This window comes from Paenibacillus sp. 2TAB19 (assembly GCF_052115185.1).
Classification (GTDB): Bacteria; Bacillota; Bacilli; order Paenibacillales; family Paenibacillaceae; genus Pristimantibacillus.
This window is the reverse complement of the sequence record NZ_JBFRGE010000021.1, coordinates 14,102-33,491: the sequence shown is the minus strand read 5'-3', so window position 1 is coordinate 33,491 and position 19,390 is coordinate 14,102. Positions and strand designations below refer to the sequence as shown.

16 protein-coding genes are annotated in these 19,390 nt (G+C 50.3%); 11 read left to right on the top strand and 5 right to left on the bottom strand.

What is annotated here, in order from left to right:
- Positions 1–131: 131 nt before the first annotated feature.
- On the bottom strand, positions 132–1,988 hold the full coding sequence (locus tag AB4Z33_RS11745) for an ABC transporter ATP-binding protein (protein ID WP_442050111.1): 1,857 nt from the start codon (positions 1,986–1,988) through the stop codon (positions 132–134).
- A gap of 7 nt (positions 1,989–1,995) precedes the next feature.
- Positions 1,996–2,544 carry a PadR family transcriptional regulator gene (locus tag AB4Z33_RS11740; RefSeq protein ID WP_442050110.1) on the bottom strand — a complete coding sequence of 183 codons (549 nt, stop codon included), beginning with the start codon at positions 2,542–2,544 and terminating at the stop codon, positions 1,996–1,998.
- A gap of 603 nt (positions 2,545–3,147) precedes the next feature.
- On the opposite strand from AB4Z33_RS11740, the gene AB4Z33_RS11735 reads away from it, so the two are divergent.
- The 4 genes from AB4Z33_RS11735 to bcp all read left to right on the top strand — a co-directional run bounded on the left by AB4Z33_RS11735 (position 3,148) and on the right by bcp (position 6,886).
- Positions 3,148–4,479 (top strand): ABC transporter substrate-binding protein, encoded by a 1,332-nt coding sequence (locus tag AB4Z33_RS11735; protein ID WP_442050109.1) that lies wholly within the window; start codon positions 3,148–3,150, stop codon positions 4,477–4,479.
- Positions 4,480–4,612: 133 nt separating this feature from the next.
- Entirely contained in the window at positions 4,613–5,710 is a 1,098-nt protein-coding gene (locus AB4Z33_RS11730; RefSeq protein WP_442050108.1) for an asparaginase, read from the top strand.
- Positions 5,700–6,380 (top strand): VOC family protein, encoded by a 681-nt coding sequence (locus AB4Z33_RS11725; RefSeq protein ID WP_442050107.1) that lies wholly within the window; start codon positions 5,700–5,702, stop codon positions 6,378–6,380. Before AB4Z33_RS11730 ends, AB4Z33_RS11725 begins: the two co-directional genes overlap by 11 nt.
- A 32-nt stretch (positions 6,381–6,412) precedes the next feature.
- Positions 6,413–6,886, top strand: a complete 474-nt coding sequence (gene bcp, locus AB4Z33_RS11720) for a thioredoxin-dependent thiol peroxidase (RefSeq protein ID WP_442050106.1) — start codon at positions 6,413–6,415, stop codon at positions 6,884–6,886.
- Positions 6,887–7,388: 502 nt separating this feature from the next.
- On the opposite strand, the gene AB4Z33_RS11715 is transcribed toward bcp, so the two are convergent.
- The gene (locus AB4Z33_RS11715; protein WP_442050105.1) at positions 7,389–9,254 is read right to left on the bottom strand and encodes an LTA synthase family protein; all 1,866 of its coding nucleotides are present in this window, start codon (positions 9,252–9,254) and stop codon (positions 7,389–7,391) included.
- 340 nt (positions 9,255–9,594) lie between these two features.
- Here AB4Z33_RS11715 and AB4Z33_RS11710 point away from each other — a divergent pair, with 340 nt between their 5' ends.
- Positions 9,595–10,404: a M15 family metallopeptidase gene (locus AB4Z33_RS11710; protein ID WP_442050104.1), complete on the top strand. Its 810-nt coding sequence runs from the start codon at positions 9,595–9,597 to the stop codon at positions 10,402–10,404.
- 120 nt (positions 10,405–10,524) lie between these two features.
- Here the strand turns inward: AB4Z33_RS11710 and AB4Z33_RS11705 are convergent, their stop codons facing one another.
- Complete coding sequence (locus tag AB4Z33_RS11705; protein WP_169084362.1) at positions 10,525–10,680, bottom strand: DUF1540 domain-containing protein; 156 nt, start codon at positions 10,678–10,680, stop codon at positions 10,525–10,527.
- 71 nt (positions 10,681–10,751) lie between these two features.
- On the opposite strand from AB4Z33_RS11705, the gene AB4Z33_RS11700 reads away from it, so the two are divergent.
- Complete coding sequence (locus AB4Z33_RS11700; RefSeq protein WP_442050103.1) at positions 10,752–11,711, top strand: nucleoside hydrolase; 960 nt, start codon at positions 10,752–10,754, stop codon at positions 11,709–11,711.
- Positions 11,712–11,788: 77 nt separating this feature from the next.
- Here the strand turns inward: AB4Z33_RS11700 and AB4Z33_RS11695 are convergent, their stop codons facing one another.
- The gene (locus AB4Z33_RS11695; protein ID WP_442050162.1) at positions 11,789–13,105 is read right to left on the bottom strand and encodes a deoxyguanosinetriphosphate triphosphohydrolase family protein; all 1,317 of its coding nucleotides are present in this window, start codon (positions 13,103–13,105) and stop codon (positions 11,789–11,791) included.
- 160 nt (positions 13,106–13,265) lie between these two features.
- Between AB4Z33_RS11695 and cls the strand changes: the two genes are divergently transcribed.
- The 5 genes from cls to AB4Z33_RS11670 all read left to right on the top strand — a co-directional run bounded on the left by cls (position 13,266) and on the right by AB4Z33_RS11670 (position 19,263).
- Complete coding sequence (cls, locus tag AB4Z33_RS11690; protein ID WP_442050102.1) at positions 13,266–14,714, top strand: cardiolipin synthase; 1,449 nt, start codon at positions 13,266–13,268, stop codon at positions 14,712–14,714.
- 637 nt (positions 14,715–15,351) lie between these two features.
- Positions 15,352–15,738: a Fur family transcriptional regulator gene (locus AB4Z33_RS11685; protein ID WP_442050101.1), complete on the top strand. Its 387-nt coding sequence runs from the start codon at positions 15,352–15,354 to the stop codon at positions 15,736–15,738.
- Entirely contained in the window at positions 15,723–16,514 is a 792-nt protein-coding gene (locus tag AB4Z33_RS11680) for a response regulator transcription factor (protein WP_442050100.1), read from the top strand. The genes AB4Z33_RS11685 and AB4Z33_RS11680 overlap by 16 nt, the downstream gene beginning before the upstream one ends.
- A 135-nt stretch (positions 16,515–16,649) precedes the next feature.
- Complete coding sequence (locus tag AB4Z33_RS11675) at positions 16,650–18,104, top strand: catalase (protein ID WP_442050099.1); 1,455 nt, start codon at positions 16,650–16,652, stop codon at positions 18,102–18,104.
- 175 nt (positions 18,105–18,279) lie between these two features.
- The gene (locus tag AB4Z33_RS11670) at positions 18,280–19,263 is read left to right on the top strand and encodes an aldo/keto reductase (RefSeq protein ID WP_442050161.1); all 984 of its coding nucleotides are present in this window, start codon (positions 18,280–18,282) and stop codon (positions 19,261–19,263) included.
- Positions 19,264–19,390 lie beyond the last annotated feature (127 nt).

Below are 19,390 nucleotides of genomic sequence, written 5' to 3'. Positions count from 1 at the left end.
GTAGGCTGTTGGGACGGTTTTTGTTGTTTATGTGGAGGCTTTATGTGAGATAGAGATCGGTTCTCTATTTCTCCCAAGTCAGCTGAAATTGGTGGAATATGAGGTCTTTGCCGCGAGACTTGATAATGCGACTAAAGTTTCTTCGTTCGTTGCAGCTCCAGCTGTGGTTCAGCGGCAGGTGCGGCAGCCTCCTGCTGAGGGAACTGCAGCTCATATAGCTGCTTGTACCTGCCTTGCGCCGTAAGCAGCTCATCATGCGTGCCGGATTCGAGGATAACGCCTTTATCCAGCACGTAGATCGTATCGGCCTGCTGAATCGTTGACAGCCGATGCGCGATGACGAGGCAGGTGCGGCCTTCGAGCAAGTGCGCGAGAGCATCTTGAATCGACTTCTCGGATTCCGTATCGAGCGAGGAGGTTGCCTCGTCCAGTATGATGATGGCTGGATTTTTCAGTATGGCGCGGGCGATCGATATGCGCTGCTTCTGTCCTCCGGACAGCTTCACCCCTCGTTCTCCGATCTGGGAGTCATAGCCTTGCGGGAACGACATAATGAACTCATGCGCGCTTGCGGCCCGCGCGGCAGCCTCGATTTCTTCATCGGACGCGCCTTGCTTCCCGTACACGATGTTCTCGCGTATCGTACCGTTCAGCAGCACAATATCCTGCGAAACGATGCCAAGATGCGAGCGCATGGACGCCAGCTTCAATTGCTTAAGCGAAATGCCGTCGAGCGATACCGTACCCTCCTGAGGGTCATAGAACCGCGTCATCAAATGCGTAATCGTCGACTTGCCGGCACCGGAAGATCCGACGATGGCGGTAATCTTGCCCGGAGCAATCTCGAATTCAAATTTCGACAGCACCGGCACATCATTGTGATAGGCGAAGCTGACGTTGTCGAAGACGACGTGCCCTTGCACATGGGTCAGCGTAATAGCATCCGGAGCATCGGCAATTTGCGGCTGCGTGCCTAATATATCGACGATTCGCTCGTAAGCGGCAGCCGATTGTTGAATCGTATTAATGGTGCGGCTGAAGCGGCGGATCGGATTTTGCAGCAGGCGAAGGTATGCCATAAAGGCAACGATGGTGCCGATCGTCATGCTTCCGTCCATCGTGAAGCGTGCTCCGAACAGCAATACGGCAGCGAGTCCAATGAACAAGAGCATGTCGATCACCGGCTCGAACACAGCCCGCGTCTTCACGGCATGCAGATTCGCCTTCATATTGCTCTCGCTTCGCAGCGCAAAGCGTTCAGCTTCGAAGTCTTCGTTGGAAAAAGATTTAATGAGTCGAATGGATGATAACGTATCTTGCAGATGGTTGCTTACCTCGGCTACCGTCTCTTGCACTTTCTTAAAGGCCGCTCGCATCCGCTTGCCGAAAAATTGCGTCGTAAGAAGCATAAGCGGAAACGTTGCGAGCACGATGAGCGTTAACTGCCAGTTGATCCACATCATATAAGCAGCGACGGCGATGAAGGTGAACCAGTCGGTTATGATCGACATCATGCCCGACGAGACGAGCTGCTGAAGCATGTTCACATCGTTCGTGACGCGCGACATTAGATCGCCTGTGCGGTTGCGGTCGAAGAAGCCGATATCAAGCCGCTGAATATGCCGATACAGCTCGCCGCGTATGTCGTATACGGCGCGCTGGCCGACGGAAGCCATTAATAAGCTGCTTAAATAATTGAACAGCCCTAGCAGCAACGCCGTACCTAGCACGCCCAGCGCTACCCAAATCAAGCTGTCGTAACGCTGACTTGGAATGATGTCGTCAATCGTCCATTGCGTAAGACGCGGAATGGCGAACTCAAGCAGCGATACGGCAATGATGCAGATGAAGGCGGCTGCCATGAGCATCCATTGCGCTCGCACATGGAGAAACATTCGCTTGTACATGCTCCATATACTGCCGCGAGCTGGTTTCTTGGCCGGTAAAGGCGGCATTCGATTGCCCATAAAACCTGGATTCGGGTTCATGCTCGCATCACTCCGTTTCCTCGATAGCGCCGGACGCCTGCTGTGCGTATGCATCAAGCAACGAATTGATCTGCTGCTGCTGCTGCGATAACAGCGATTGAAGCTTGGACGAGAGCTCCTTGCTTGCCGAAGCTTCTTGCTCGGCGCGCGTCACAAGACGAAGCAGGTCGAAGGACTCGTTCGATAGGCCAAGCTTGCGTCTCATCTTCTCGAATCGATAGGCTTCCACTTCGGGAGGCAGTTTCCCGTTTTCGTCCCGTTTGGGGCGTTCGGGAAGCAGGGAGAGGGCGGATCGACCTTGTTCGGTGATCGAGTAAACCTTTTTGCTGCCGTCGTCCTCTCTGACCGAGACGAAGCCTTTTTCCTCCAGTGCTTGCAGTGTCGGGTAGATGCTGCCTGCGCTAGGAATATAGAGACCGCCGGATTGCTCCTCCAGCGTCTTCATAATCTGATAGCCGTGCATCGGCTCCTCGGCGAGCAGTCTGAGCAGCGCAATCTTCACGCCGCCGCGGCCGAAGTAACGTTTGCCGGAGCCAGGTTCTTTATGTGGATGCATAGTAGGTCTCACCTCGCTTGTATAATACGATATATCGTATTACTAAGTTAACGATATATCGTATTGAAGTCAATAGCCATTTTCCATCTTCGTCATTGTGTGGCTCTTATCATCATTGACAATGATTATTATTATTATTTACAATATCGGAAATATTTAAGCAAAGCTTGGGACGGAAGTTAATCTGCCATCGTTGTGATGATCTAGACAGCCCGTTGTGGTAAAATAAGACCAAGGTTACTCATATGATCCTCATTGGATGTGCTGAAAGCATGAACTTCAAAAACGACCATTTTCTTGAAAGAATCCTCTCCTTGTCCAGATGGTTCTTCTTAGTAGTTGCTGGAATTGTATACGTTTACTATTTTCATCATACGAAAGCAGATACTTGGCGCATAATCGTATTATTCAGCTGCTCAGTCTTGTATATATGGAGCTTGGGCGTCGTTATAAGGCGGGGAGAATGGACAGACGATGTCGTGAAAGCAACTGATATTTTATTATATTCCGCTAAGAAACAAGGCCGTAACTGTATTGTATGGGGAGTTGCCGACCGATAAATAAGGTAGGACACAACGAAATGCGCTACGGGGAGGGTATGGAATGGATAACAAGTGGAGGAGGCGCGGCTGGTATAAGCTTTTGCTACTACTCGTACTTGTGTTTATCTTGCTCAGTGGATGCGCCTCTCATAACGAGAACATAACCAGACAAGAAAGCAGTCCGCCTGGTGTGACGGATCGTATCACGATTAGGATTGCACAGAGCTTGCCTAATGACGTGCGAACCAAATCGCTGCAGACGCTTATTGAAGCTTTTGAACGGCAGCATCCAAGCATTAAGGTTGAACTCGTATCAACCGACTACGCCACGGCGGATAAGACGATAATGAAGCTGCTTGGCGAGGAGCAAAGGATAGATATTGTAGAAGTGAGAACCGGCAATTTGCAATCACTTGTCTCTGAGGGACTTATTGAAAACCTTCAGCCCTATGTTGCGCAATGGGATCAATATAGCATGTTAAGCGAGAACGCTCGTACCGCTGCAACCAGTCTAGACGGTACGCCTTACTACATTCCGAGCGGTCTATACCAGTCGCAATTGTATTATCGCAAAGATCTGTTCGAAGCCAAGGCGCTTCAAGTGCCTGAAACGTGGGAGCAGTTGTATTTTGTCGGGAAGCAGCTTACGAGCGCTCCGCGCAACCAATTCGGCTATGCCTTCCGCGGTGGAACGGGTGCTACCCGAATGTTGAATCAGATCATCCAGGCGTACAACAGCGACGATGTGAACCTGGGAGATCCGATGTACAGACATGACGGCAAGTCTATATTTGCCGATGATGGAGCTCTCCAAGCTATAGAGCTGTATCGGAATATATACGCCGACACATCGCCTCCGGAATCTATTAATTGGGGGTTCAACGAGCAGGTAGAAGCGTTCGCGAACGGCATGACGGCGATGCTGATTCAAGATTCAGACGCGATCGCGCTTATTGAGGAGAAGCTTGCGTACGGCATCTGGGCTACTGCTCCGCTTCCAGCTGGTCCCGATGGGGTGTCTTATTACAGTGTCGGCGGGGCGGGATGGGGAATTTCGTCCAAGTCCGGGCATAAGAACGAGGCATGGGAGCTGATCACCTTCTTATCGTCGACAGACAACCATATGAAGTTTGCCAAAGATACCGGCGTTATACCGATCTATAATAATGTGGACGACTCGGAGTTTTTCAAAACTGGAGCGTTCGCTCCTTATATTCTTATGAATAACAATCCTGTACGCTATGCGGGAACGAGAACATTAGGCGGCTTTGCTCAAAATGGGGATTACACGCAAAATGGACCGGACATGCTAAGAAAGTATTTGCGTGGAGATTGGACGGGAGAGCATCTGTTGGAAAAGCTTGACGAGATGTGGGAACGATCGCCTGAGTAGGAACATACAAGCGTAACGATGAATGGACGTTGCTTCATTCGCTTACACTATCTCTATATGCAGTTTGACCTTCTCCTGCATCGCCGATACGATAAGAGGGATAGTCGATTAGGTGAAAGGAAGAGTAAAGTCTATGAAGCGCTTATTAATTGTGTTTACAGGCGGGACCATTGGCAGCAGAAGCGCAGGCCGCGAGATTCAGGTGAATGAGTCAGGCTCGTATGCTTTGCTTGACGCTTATCAGGCTAGCGGCTTGAAGCGCGAAGAAGTCGTATTGGATACGATTCAGCCTCTTAATATTTTGAGCGAAAATATGACGCCGAATCATTGGGGCATTTTAGCCGCCGCGCTCAAGGAAGCGGACTGGCGGTCCTATGCGGGCATAATTGTGACACATGGCTCCGATACGCTCGCATATTCAGCGGCGATGTTCAGCTACTTGTTCGCTGATATTACGATTCCGCTCGTATTTACGGCGAGCAATTATCCTTTAGAAGACGAGCGGAGCAACGGCCTCGGCAACTTTAGCCACTCGATAGATTACATATTGGATGGCGAGCTGCCGGGCGTTTTTGTCGTCTATGCGAACGACAAGGCCGAGCCCATTGTCTATCTCGGTACTCGGATTACGCAATGCGAATCGTTCACCGATCAGTTTCGTTGTCCGTATGACCTGCCTTACGGCAAAATGGTCAATCGTAAGTTTGTACGGCTTGCGCATGACCATAATCCGACACCGGAGCAGCTTCGCGGCCGGAAGGATACCGGCTTGGCGGAATGGCAAAGTGAATCGCTTGCTATAGATTCAAGCATCGTATACGTGAAGCCCTATCCGGGATTGAATTATAGCTATTATCGGTTTGGCGAGGGTGACGAGCGGCGGCCGAAGGCGATTCTGCATGATCTTCATCATTCGGGAACGGCTTGCGCGGTAGATGAAGAACCGTATTCCCTAACTCGATTTATTGAAGCTTGCCAGACACAGCAGATTGACGTCTACCTTTGTCCGGTTAAGGACAGCTCGGATTCTATGTATTCCTCGTCGCTGAAGCTGATTGAGGCGGGTGCGATTGTGATCGAGAAGCTATCGGTAGAAGCGGCGCTTACGAAACTCATGCTGGGATGGGGCTTATATGGCGGATCGGGTGACGATGCTCGCGAAAGCGTTAAGTCGTTCGTAACGGGCGCGTCTATCTTTTACGAGAGGAATGAAGCATGCGATGTTCATTGACAGAGCGGAGTTCCTAACAGCTGAGCCGTTGGATCGGCTTATATCCTTTTACAACGAAACTCTGCAGTTTCCGATTGTAGACGAAGGCTTGAGCGGGCGTGTTACGTTTCAGGCGGGCTACTCTAGATTGACGTTCGTATCCGTGGAGAGCGCAGAAAACGATCCTTATTACCATTTCGCGTTCAATATTCCATCGAATAAGCTGGATGAAGCGAAGGCTTGGATCAGCCGGCATGTGCAGCTAGGCGTTGAGGCAGGCGAGGATGTCTCATATAGTGCCTTGTGGAATTCGCATTCGGTCTATTTTGCCGATCCAGCGGGTAATATATTGGAGTTGATTGCGCGTCATACGATGGATAACGAGGTGGACCGCCCTTTCGATGCGAAGCAGGATGTGCTGAACATTAGCGAAATTGGTTTGCCGGCACACCATGTGCGGTCAGCAGTGGATGCACTCGAGGCGCTTGGCATACCGACGTACAAGACGAGAGATGACAGCTTTAATCCGATCGGCGATGATGAAGGTCTGTTCATTATTCGAACGGTAGGGGGCAGGTGGCACTTCACGAATAAGACGGCGGAGAGCTTCCCTATACTTGCCGACATACGAGGTCTTGGTGAGTTGCATTTATATGAGAGCGGTCAACAGCTCGTCATCGAGCAAAATTAATTAATAATAAGTAGAGTAGAGGAGAATATGCGATGGGACAAACGGTATTGCAGGTAGGAGATCAGGTGCCTAATTTCAAGCTGCAGGCATCTAACGGCAAGGAAGCGGCACTCGCTGATTATGCAGGCAAGAAGCTTGTTATTTATTTTTATCCGAAGGATATGACGCCGGGCTGTACGACCGAATCCTGCGACTTCCGCGACTTCAACGGACAGTTCGCTGAGCATAATACGGCTGTTATCGGCATTAGCCCAGACGATCTGATGTCGCATGAGCAATTCATCGAGAAGCATGAGCTGCCGTTCCTGCTGCTGTCGGATACGGAGCATACCGTGTCGGAGCTGTTCGGTGTATGGAAGCTTCGCAGCTGGGAAGGCAAAGAGTTCATGGGCATTGAGCGCTCGACTTTCCTGCTGGATGAGCAAGGCAAGATCGCCAAGGAATGGCGCAGCGTGAACGTGGAAGGCCACGCAGCCGAAGTGCTCGAGGCGGCTAAGAGCTTGTAACGGATCAAGGAAAGGGCCCGCTAAGCGTATATGAGCGCTTAGCGGGCCCTTTTCTGTTGCCGCAGCTAACGTCCGGCATAAGCGTCGCATGAAGCATTGCGCTATCCACAGCAGTCTCATCCGCTGCGCGGGCGGCGTTGCAGAGCAAATAGGATGAGGAATGCATCCTATTCGTACAAACTTAAGTTACTTGTATGGAATAAGATGCGAAACACAGCTTATGGTTGGTGAGAGCGACGATTGTGATGGGCGCGGGCGGCGAAGCAGAGCAAATAGGATGAGGAATGCATCCTATTCATGCAAACTTAGGTTACTGGTATGGGATAAGATGCGAAACACAGCTTATGGTTGGTGAGAGCGACAATTGTGTTGAGCGGCGATGCAGAGCAAATAGGATAAGATAAGATCAAAAAACACCGCTATCCCAAGGACATTCGTCCAAAGGATAGGCGGTGTTCTTCACCTGCATATTCAACTATCAGCTTAGCTGGCTATCGGTTACTTACTTGTCTGTCTTCCAGCTCGGCAACGAGTTCACGTAGCTGTCGGACAGCTTGAGAAGCTCCAGCGCACGCTGGTACTCGTCTTCCGTTGCTTCCTGCTCGTTCACGCCGTCGCCAGCGAGAGGTAGATGTTTGCCGTCGTCATAGCCGCTGCCAGACATAAACAGCTCTTGGCTGCTTAAGAATGAGCCGCTCGGCAAATAATAACGTTGCGGAAGCACATTGTACGTTTGATTGAACAAGTCCTGACCGAAGTGAATTTGGTTGTCGAGCGATACGCCAAGCAAGTTCGCCACGGTTGGCAATACGTCAATCTGACCGCCCAATTGGTCATACACTTTCGCTTCAGGAGCGCTAGGGTTAATGATTACGAGCGGGATGTTAATCATATCGGTATAACCGTATTCACGTCCGTAAATTTCAGCCATAAGCTCTTTGTCATCGCGATCCAGCGAGTAGATCGGAAGGCCGAGATGGTCGCCGTACATGACGATCAAGCTATTATCCCATATGCCGCGATCCTTCAAGTCTTGAATGAAAAGTCCAAGCGCATAATCGGCATAGTTCTGACCGCGAATGTAGTCGCCTACGAACGTGCCTTCATAGCGTTCTGGAAGCTCCATTTGATACTTGTCTTCCGGTATCGAGAACGGGTGATGCGATGTCATCGAGATAACATGCGAGTAGAAAGGCTTGCCGCTTTCGCTCATGCGCTCCAGCTCTGCTGCAGTCTTCGCGTACAGCATTTCATCGGAAGGACCGAAGAATACCGTATCTTCATGTCCAAAAAACTTCTGATCGTAATAACGGTCGAATCCAAGTGCCTTATAAAGCTCGCCGCGATTCCAGAACTCTACGACGTTCGTGTGGAAAGTAGTCGTATCATAGCCGTTTGCTTTCAGCAGCTTCGGCAAGCTTGGAAGCTCTTTGTCGGCATACATCTGCGTTGCTGCGCCGCGCGGCGGTATATACAGCGACGAGTTGACGACGAACTCTGCGTCGGATGTGTTACCTTGTCCAACCTGCTGGTAAAAATGTTTGAAATAATAATTCTCATTCACGAGCTTGTTGAAGTTCGGCGTAATTTCTTTTCCGTCGATCGTCAGGTTGACGAGAAAGTTTTGGAAAGATTCCATCTGAACTATTATCAGATTTTTGCCTTCGGCCGATTTATAAAGTATAGGCTCAATTGGCGGTTGAGCGTTTTTAAGCGAATCGATTTTGGGCTGCGTAATTTGATTCGGGTCGACATACTCGAGATCCTTGTTCGAGAAGATCATGTACGCTTCATAGTTGAGAATGCCCATCTGCTCGGCCTTCACGATTTCATTCATGCTGGCACGGTTAGGCAGGATATTGAATAAGCACAAGCCGATCGAAATCGTAAACAAAGCGACAACGAGACGTTTGTTTTCCTTCTTCGAGCTTTCCTTCTTCCAGTTGATCGCTTTTTTGCGGGCGAACAGGAGAACGGCCATAATGATGATGTCGGTGAAAATAAACAAATAATACGGGTCCATCAGCGAGAACACGCTGTTTTTGACGGCGGTAACCTGATTGACCTGGGCCAAAGCAAAGTATGTGACGATGACGCCATAATACTTGTAATACATAAGAACGGCGAATAGTATAAGCGTCATTACTAGATTGGCAATCAAATAATAAACAAGCTTCCGCTTCGATGCGAACCATTCGATCAAGCAGAATACGATGAGAACGAACGGAACTTCCTTGAGTATTGTCGTCCACGATACGCCACCCTCAAAAACAACCATCCAAGTTAAGTAGCTTTTGAGAAGCAGAATAAACGAGAAAAATAGGATGGGACGAGTGCTCAGGATACGTTTCGGTGCTATAGATGACACATAATCGCCTACCTTTCACAGCAAAAACAGGCTATCTCTCGGAGTAGCCAGCAAGCTTCAAGTAATATAAATGTTTACGACTCATTTACAACCATTATGCTCTTTTTCAGCACGCAATGTCAAAGGCAAATGACCCCTCATTGTCCAAGACAAAATTTACTGACATCATTATCATTTTCGGAATTATTGATGTTCTCATTATTTTCATTTAATCCTAACGAATGGAGTGTAACTTTTGGCGGGTTACACTAGTCTATAACTTTGTTATACAATAAGTATTCAGCATATACCATGAATGAATTAGAATTATTAGGAAAAAAATAAATGCAAGAGGTGCAATATGAAAAGACGAAGAAGAATAGGATTCATCTTATTATTATGCCTTCTCATCACAATCGGTTATTCCTTCGTGAAGACAGGAACGCTGGAGACGATGTGGGGCAATATATTCGCTAGCGATGGACAAGCCGAAGCCGATCCCGGAGAAACCGTGGTGCAGCCAAGCGACACGCCTGACGTTCAAGCCCAAGATCCTGTAAGGACGCAGGAAGAAATGGTCGTCGTTGCCGAGCCGGATAGTGTGACGGCACTGGTTAATCCAGTCAATATGCTGCCTGAGGATTACAATCCAACGGACTTGGTATATCCCGATGTGCGATTCGTATTTAATGAAAAAATCGAGAAGCGAAAGATGCGCCAAGAAGCTGCAACCGCCCTTGAACAACTGTTTGCGGCGGCAGACGCGGACGGCATGCCGCTTGCGGGCGTATCTGCTTATCGTTCGCATGCGACGCAAACGTCGCTTTTTGACCGCTATGTGAAGAAAGACGGCCTAGAGAAAGCTAAAACATACAGTGCTGTGCCGGGCACAAGCGAGCATGAGACGGGACTGGCTATCGATGTAACGGCCAGCGATGGCAGCTGTGCGGTAGAAGACTGCTTCGGCGATATGCCGGAGTCGGCATGGCTTGACGAGCATGCGGCGGATTACGGATTCATCGTGCGTTACCCGCAAGGCAAGGATGACATTACGACATATCAATACGAGCCATGGCATCTGCGTTATGTAGGCAAAGAATTGGCGCAAGAGCTTGTGCAAAGCGGGGATACGCTTGAGGAGCATTACGGCGTTATACCGGTTAGCAAATAGGCGTAATAGCAGCGGCGCAAGGAAGACAGAGCCAATCGGATCCAGAAGGTTAGGACAGCCGATCGCGGGCAGTCGCCTTGCGTCGCTTTCTCATTGTTAATGTAAGACGTCTTCGTACGATTAAATCTTTGGTTCGAACGTTTTGCAGTCGGTTTCTTCGGAATTGCTCGCTTGTTTGCCGCGGTTGCTGACGACATAAATCGATGATGCGGCGCAATGATTACCCGCTGCCCAATACTTGCAGGAGTTGACTTCACATAATACATCCTTAGCCATTGACATTCACCTCCTCACCACTAGGATGGACAAACGATATATCGTTTTATACTTGAGAATAGACAGGAGCGATGGATATGAAGTTATATTTTAATCATGATGCAGGGGTTGACGATCTTGTATCGCTGTTTCTGCTGCTTCAGATGAAAAATGTTGAACTGACGGGTGTTTCCGTTATTCCAGCAGACGGCTACTTGGAACCGGGTGTGAAGGCCAGCCGCAAAATCATCGACCGCTTCGGAAGCGCCGCTGACAGCGATGCTATCGAGGTTGCTCGGTCGAATTCACGCGGCGTTAATCCGTTTCCTGCGGAATGGCGGATGCATACGTTCTATGTAGATGCGCTGCCGATCTTGAACGAATCGGGAACGATGGTGACGGCCGTATCCGATCTGCCTGCCCATAAGCATATGATTCAGAAGCTGCGCGAGTCGGAGGAGAAGGTGACGCTGCTGTTCACGGGTCCGCTCACTGATCTGGCCAGAGCGCTGGACGATGCGCCGGACATTGAGGACAAGATTGAGCGTCTCGTATGGATGGGTGGAACATTTAATGAGAAGGGCAATGTGCTGGAGCCGGAGCATGACGGAACGGCTGAGTGGAACGCTTATTGGGATCCGGAGGCGGCAGCCAGGGTCTGGGCAAGCAGTCTTGCCATTACGCTCGTTGCACTCGAAAGTACGATTAAAGTGCCGCTAACGGTAGCGGTGCGCAACCGCTGGGCTTCGCTGCGCAAGCATGAGGGTGTTGATTTCGTTGGGCAATGTTATGCTGTATGTCCGCCGCTTACGTATATGGAGACAAACTCCACGTATTATTTGTGGGATGTGCTGACGACGGCTGCCCTCGGCAACCCGGATCTTGTTAAGGTGAAGACCGTTCATAGCGCGGTTATTGATGAAGGACCTAGCCAAGGCCGTACGATCGAGAAGGAAGGAGGCAGGCCGGTCAGCCTCGTCTACGACGTTGATCCGGACCGCTTCTTCGACTACATTACATCGCTTGCGGCCAGTGCGGTAAGCAACATATAGTTAGAACATGAATAAAACCGCCAAGGCAGGAGAGATGCTCAGCATCTCAATGCATTGGCGGCTTTGTTGTTGTCTCTTTAGTCTACCTCATAAATCGAGCCTGACTTGCTCGCATATAACTCGGCATACACTTTCTCGGCGTATGCGTCCGTCATGCCGGAGATGTAATCCGCCACGAAGCGCGGCCAACTCCATTTGCTGCGGTGATGCTCGAAGTTATCGATCCAATCCGGCGGAATAAGCAGCCGGCCGTACTCGGGCACTTTGAAGCTGTCCCACAGACGGCGGATCATAATTTCGCTGCGCATTTGGAGACGCTGTACACGGAAATCCTTGATAAGCGTTACCCATGCCAGCTTCTTCAATATTTCCATCGTGCGCAGCAGCTCGATGTCCTGCTTGCCGCCGTCCACGAACGTTACTTTCTTCCAGCTTTTGCCTTGATCATCAATAATGCCAACCTTGCCGGCGAAGATGCTTACCCAGCGCGCCTTCATCTCGCGTCTTGCACGCGAAGGCTCACGGTCGCAGCCAACATACAGCGCTTCCCATTGCTCGAAATAAGAGCCAAGCACACGTTTCACCATCGCAGGGATGTCGACCTGGTCCCAGCCGACGCCCATATTGCCTTTGTCGTTCACAATCTCTTGTACGAGATGGTCGATGAGGCGGCTGTCTTCGAAGAAGGCGCGGTTCATCTGAATTTTGCCGGCCCGAATACCGTCCTCGATATCGTGCGTGGAATACGCGATATCATCGCATAGGTCCATCAGTTGCGCTTCGAGTGTGGAGCAGCCTAGGGGCATATTCCATAGGTTTCGCAGCTGTTCGATCTCTGTCCATTCCGTGCCGTATACGCCCTTGAGCCTGCCAGGCTCGTCAAGCCCAAAAGGGTATTTGTTCACGGCCAGCAGTACCGCTGCGGTCAGATCGAGCCCGCTGCCGCTTCCCGCGCGTTTCTCGAGAAACATCAGGATTCGGAAGTTCTGCGCATTGCCCTCGTACTTAATGCCATATTCCTCGCTCAGCAGCGAATTAAGCACCTCTTCGCCCTTGTGACCGAATGGCGGATGCCCAAGGTCATGCGCCAGTGCGGCGATTTCCACAACGGCTGGCTCAAGCATAAGACCAGGATGCTCGCCCAAGGAAAGAAAAGAATATTGCTTGCCAAGCCTTCGTGCCACCTCGCGAGCTATCTGCGACACCTCAAGCGAGTGGGTCAGCCTTGTGCGATAATAGTCGCCCGAACCTGCGCCGAACACCTGCGATTTTCCTTGCAGTCTGCGGAATGCGGGCGATTGTATAATTCGTGAGTAGTCGCGTTCATATTCATCACGCTCTTCGCTGAATGTGCTAAGAGCTTGTTCGTCCAATCGAAGCTTTCGTAAGTCCATCATTGTTCCTCCCGTGCTGCTTCTGTCGCCGCCAGGGCCTTGTCAGCTTTATACGCTTGATATTTATATCATACTTTATCATACTTTCAGACTTGAACATACTTCGGGCATAGAGTATGATCGCATTAACTTTTACTTGTGACTGAGGTGCAACAGATGTATGGCAATTATGCAGAATATCGTATCGATCATATTGGTTCTTAATATTGTTTTGGCTATTACGATTATTTTCTTGGAGCGGCGAAACGCCAGCTCAACTTGGGCTTGGCTTATGGTGCTGTTGTTCATTCCGGTTCTCGGCTTCGTTCTTTATTTGATTTTGGGCCAGAAAATTCGCAAACGCAAGCTGACCAAACTCATGGGCGTTAATCAGCGTATTATTGAAGATACGGTTGATCGGCAGAAGCGCGAGCTGAAGAGCTCAGAATTTATGTTCGCCGACAGCGAGATGCAGCAGTATCAAGATATGATGTACATGAATTTGAATTCGAGTTTCGCGGTCGTTACAAACAATAATGCGGTCGAGATCTTCACGGACGGCAATCGCAAGTTCGACGCTCTGCTGCACGACATCGAAGGGGCGCAGCATCATATCCATCTCGTCTATTATATCGTTCGGGACGATGAGCTGGGACGCAAGCTGGTTAAGGCGCTTGCGGTGAAGGCGGCCGAAGGCGTCGAGGTGAGATTCTTGTACGATCATATCGGAAGCTCCAATCTTCCGCGCCGCTTCTTCTCTGAGCTGCGGGCGGCAGGCGGCAAGGAGGCGGCTTTCTTCCCTTCGCGCATTCCTTATGTGAATATGAAGATCAATTATCGCAATCACCGCAAGCTTGCGATTATCGATGGCGCTATTGGCTATATTGGCGGCTTCAACATCGGAGATGAATACTTGGGTTTGAATGCTCACTTCGGCGAATGGCGCGACACGCATCTAAGAGTCGAGGGCAATGCGGTGCTGCAAATGCAAGCGCAGTTTCTMATGGATTGGAATTTAGCCGCTTCCGGCAAAATCGAGCTGGACAAAAACTACTTTCCGTATAGGGAAGAGCGGGTCGGCCATATCGATATGCAGCTCGTCGCGAGCGGACCGGATACCGAGTACCAACAGATCAAGGACGCTTATATCAAAATGATCTATGCCGCCAAAAAAACGATCTGCCTCCAAACGCCGTATTTTGTCCCCGACGAGAGCTTGATGACGGCGCTTAAGATCGCTGCGCTATCGGGTGTCGAGGTGCGTATTATGCTGCCGCGCAAGCGCGATCACTTCTTCGTCTATTGGGCAACGCATTCGTATTTGGGGGAGCTGCTTGCCGGCGGAGTGAAGGTGTTCATGTATGAGAAGGGGTTCCTTCATGCGAAGACGCTCGTTATCGATGGCAAGATTGCCTCGGTTGGAACGGCGAATCTGGACATCAGGAGCTTCAAGCTTAATTTTGAAATGAATGCGTTTCTATATAATACGCAGACGGCTGCCAAGCTGCAACGCATTTTCGAGCAAGATATCGAATATTGCCAGCAGCTAACCAAGGAGCTGTATATGTCTCGTCCGCTTATGAATAAGTTCAAGGAATCGGTCTCAAGGCTGTTATCGCCTATCTTATAAGGTCCTGCAAACGCATAAAAAGGGATTCTGCTTATCGATGATAACCAGAATCCCTTTACGTGCACTTGCTACTAATATTCAATTTATTTTAACGCTCCAATCCCTTTGCATGTATTCATTATTTTCCGATCAATCCCTTTCGATAAGTACCGGATGACAAGCTCGATATCAACGATGGACGACTCTGCTTCCCCGCATGTCTTGGATTAACACTTCGGATACTCCTTTCTGCTTTTATGGAAGACATGCTTCGCTAACAGCCTTCAATGGACTATCCCCTCTCTTATGGAATTCGCCTCCGTAAGCGGCGAGTTAATCAAGATTCCCAAATGGACAATGGATATGTGATGCTTGCGGCTACCTCCTATCCGTTTGAGATAGGCTAAGTATATTCTATTTTTTTAATTTTGTAAATATTCAGATAATTAATTCGACAATATTTTTTTAACAATCTAAAATGCGCAAACAAAAGTATATTTCCGAGGCAATAAAGGTCATTATAACGGTTATTGTGTCAATATAACGAAAACGCTGAACAAGCGGCTAATCCGGATAACGTTCCATAACCTTCAATTGACCAACTATGTAAATAGATTTATACTTAGTCTAAATCATATTAATGAGAAGGTGATTCATAATGACCAAAATTAATTTAACGATACAGCGCAAAGCAATCTACGAAGTGGTGCAGCATGCTGAGGACCATCCAACAGCGGCCGACGTCATTGAGCGGCTTCGCAGCAAAGGCTTTAACTTCGCATACGGGACGGTATACAATTCGCTTCGGTACTTGACGGATGTCGGACTTATCCGGGAGTTGAAGCTTGGCGAGGCGGTTAGCCGCTACGATGCCCGGACAGAGGAACATCAGCATATTGTTTGTTCGAAATGCGGACGGGTTGATGAAGTGATGGACGAATTGCCGGAAGCATGGATCAAATCGGTACAATCGTCTACAGGGTATGCGATTGCGCACGCTCATGTCGTACTTGAAGGAGTGTGCGGTCAATGCGCGACGAAGTAATCGTTAAAATGGATATGGATGCTGTCGTCGGTGCATCGATGCTCGGGACAGCAGAAGCTGGTCTAGGCGGCGTGCTTTGTTCGCTAACGAAGCGCGTTATGATCATCAGTCCATTGCCTGAGCGGGTCAAAGGACTGCTAATCACTTTATCCGCGGAATGCTTCGATGTGTTCTCGCTTCATGACTTTGATTCGAGCATGCTCCAGAGCTTGAAGCCGGAGCTGCTCGTATATGATGCGATTCCGGTTACGCGGGCCGGGAGCAGCAACACGCTTCAGGACGGCGCTGCATTAATAGAATTTGCCGATCGATCCGGCGTTCCTGTTCTCGTGTTGACGGATCAGCAATCGTCTAATCATAACGGCGAAGCTGCTCTTGGCGGAGCGGAACTGCTCGTATGGCCTGCCAGCCCGGACGAGGCGCTGAACCGAATTAATCAGATGTTAATGAATCGCCCAACTGCAGGCGTGTCCGATGAGACGATCGCGTTCAAGGATATTCGCGTGGACAAGAAGAAGATGACCGTCGTTCAAGGGACCAATCGGATCGACTTGACGAAGACGGAATACGATCTGCTGCTCTTCTTCCTGACGTCGGACGGCTCTGTTCTTACGAGGGAATCGATGCTGGATACGGTATGGGGGCTTCAATTCTATGGAGGCAGCAATGTGGTTGACGTTCATATAAAGAGTCTTCGCAAAAAGCTGAAGGACAGCGCCGTTGCGCCAAAATATATCGTGACGGTGCGCGGTGTCGGTTATCGGTTAGCCGATTAATTGCCTCCGCTTCATTCTTCATCTATTATTCATGAACCGTTCATGTTGATTTCATGACAGGCCACGCGCATAACCTTATCATAAGTATATAAGATTTAGATCAAGTCTAAATATACGAATGATGAGGTGTGCCCTATGAACAATCATTTAACAACGAACCAAGGAACGCCGGTTGGCGATAATCAGAATTCCCGTACAGCGGGACAGCGCGGTCCGGCGCTGCTCGAAGACTACCATCTGCTCGAGAAGCTGGCCCACTTTGACCGTGAGCGTATTCCGGAGCGCGTCGTTCATGCCCGCGGAGCGGGAGCGCATGGCGTATTCCGCACCGAAGCTAGCATGAAAGCTTATACGAGGGCTCACTTCCTGCAAGCGGAGGGAGAAGAAACGCCGGTATTCGTTCGTTTCTCCACCGTTATTAACGGAACGGGCTCACCGGAGACGCTGCGCAATCCTCGCGGCTTCGCCGTCAAGTTTTATACGCAGGAAGGCAATTATGATATTGTCGGCAACCATCTTCCCGTCTTCTTCATCCGCGATGCGATGAAGTTTCCCGATATGGTACATTCGCTGAAGCCTGCTCCGAACACGAATATACAAGATCCGGCTCGCTATTGGGATTTCATGACGCTGTCGCCGGAATCCACGCATATGCTGACATGGTTATTTTCCGATGACGGCACGCCTGCTAATTACCGGGAGATGGATGGATTCGGCGTTCATGCTTTCAAGTGGGTTAATGAGAGCGGCCAGATCGTCTATGTAAAATATACTTGGAAGTCGCAGCAAGGTGTTCGCAACTTTACGGCAGAGGAAGCATCTGCCGTGCAAGCCCAGGACTTCAATCATGCTACTCGCGACTTGTACGACTCTATCGAACTGGGCTCCTATCCGGAATGGGCGCTGCAAGTGCAAATCATGCCTGTTGATCATGTCGATCGATATGCTTTCGATCCRCTCGACCCGACGAAAGTATGGCCGGAGGATATGTACCCGCTAATTCGCGTTGGCACGATGACGTTGAACCGTAACCCGGTCAACTATTTCGCCGAAGTTGAGCAGTCGGCGTTCTCGCCGAGCGCGCTCGTGCCAGGCATTGAGCCGTCGGAAGACAAGCTGCTCCAAGGCCGCCTATTCTCTTATCCGGATACGCAGCGGTATCGACTTGGAGCGAACTACTTGCACATTCCGATCAACTGTCCGTACGCACCGGTACGCAATCATCAGCGCGATGGCGCAATGACAATGAAGGTCGATCCATCTCCGGTTAATTACGAACCGAACAGCTCGCAGAGCAGTCCGAAGGAGAATGCGGCTTATGCCGATTCAAGGATGCCGCTGCACGGCATGGCAGGACGTCAGCGCATCGACAAAACGGACGACTTCACGCAAGCGGGAGAACGTTACCGTTCGCTGCCAGAGCAGCAACGCAGCAATCTGATTTCGAACTTGACGGATGAGCTTAAGCAGACGAATGACGAGATCAGACTGCGCGCGATCTGCAACTTTTTCCGCGCAGATCATACGCTCGGGATGAAGCTGGCACAAAATCTTGGCGTCGATATTAGCGGTTTTATTCCGCGGGGCTAACGCGTGCACGGAAGACAACGAAAAAAACGGGGAGTCGCTTATTCAGAAGCGGCTTCCCGTTTGTGTTTGCATGTGCATAGGCGGGAGGGGTATGATGGAGGAGCGGCTAAGAAAGCGCTGCAATTACCATATCCACATTGCGCATAAAATCAAGCGTTGGAGGTCGGAATCCATTATGCAATACCGTCAATTAGGATCATCAGAGCTTCATGTGAGTGAGATCAGCTTCGGTACTTGGGCGATCGGAGGATCATGGGGCAATACGAGCGACGCAGAATCGCTTGCCGCCCTTGCAGCCGCAATGGATGCGGGCGTCAACTTCTTCGATACGGCAGACGTATACGGCGACGGCCGAAGCGAGCGACTGCTCGCAAGGGCGACGAAGGGCAAAGAAGATTCTATCTACATAGCAACAAAGTTTTGCCGGGCGGGCGACATTCACGATCCGGCTACCTATTCGGAGGCGGCGGTTCGCGCTTATTGCGAGGCGAGCTTGAAGCGGCTGGAGAGGGAACGAATCGACCTGTACCAAATTCATTGCCCGCCGCTTGACATATTGAAGGACGGCAGCGTGTTCGGAGTGCTCGACAAACTGAAGGCGGAAGGGAAGATCCGCGAGTACGGCGTTAGCGTCGAGTCGGTCGAAGAGGGCTTATACTGTCTGGAGCAGCCGAATGTAAGAGCGCTGCAAATTATTTTTAATATTTTCCGCCAAAAGCCGCTGGAGAGCTTGCTTGATGAAGCCCATCGCAAGGGCGTAGGCATTCTGGTCAGGCTGCCGCTGGCGAGCGGCTTGCTCACGGGCAAGTTCACGAATACGTCGACGTTCGAGGCGGACGACCATCGCCGCTTCAACGAGAACGGCGAGCAATTCAATGTCGGCGAGACGTTCGCCGGTCTTGGCTTCTCCAAGGGGGTCGAGCTTGCCGAGCATCTCCGCTGGATAGCCGAAGGCCGTGACAATATGACGCGGGCATCGCTGCGCTGGCTGCTCGATCATGTTGCAGTCACTTGCGTCATACCGGGCTTCCGCAACGTGCGTCAGGTAGAAGACAACCTTGCGGCTATGAACGTACCGTCGTTCTCCGATGAGGAGATGGAGAGATTGCGCGTCTTCTACCAGGAGCAGGTTCATCCGCACATCCGCGGTTCATACTAAATAACGAGCAGGTGTCCGCGATTTGCGGCGCCTGCTTGTTTGGTTATGTTCAACATTCTGATGTGGTGAGAAAAACTCCTATCGGAGTATGTCGAGGATGAGCGTCCTACAAGTTTGCGTAGCAAAC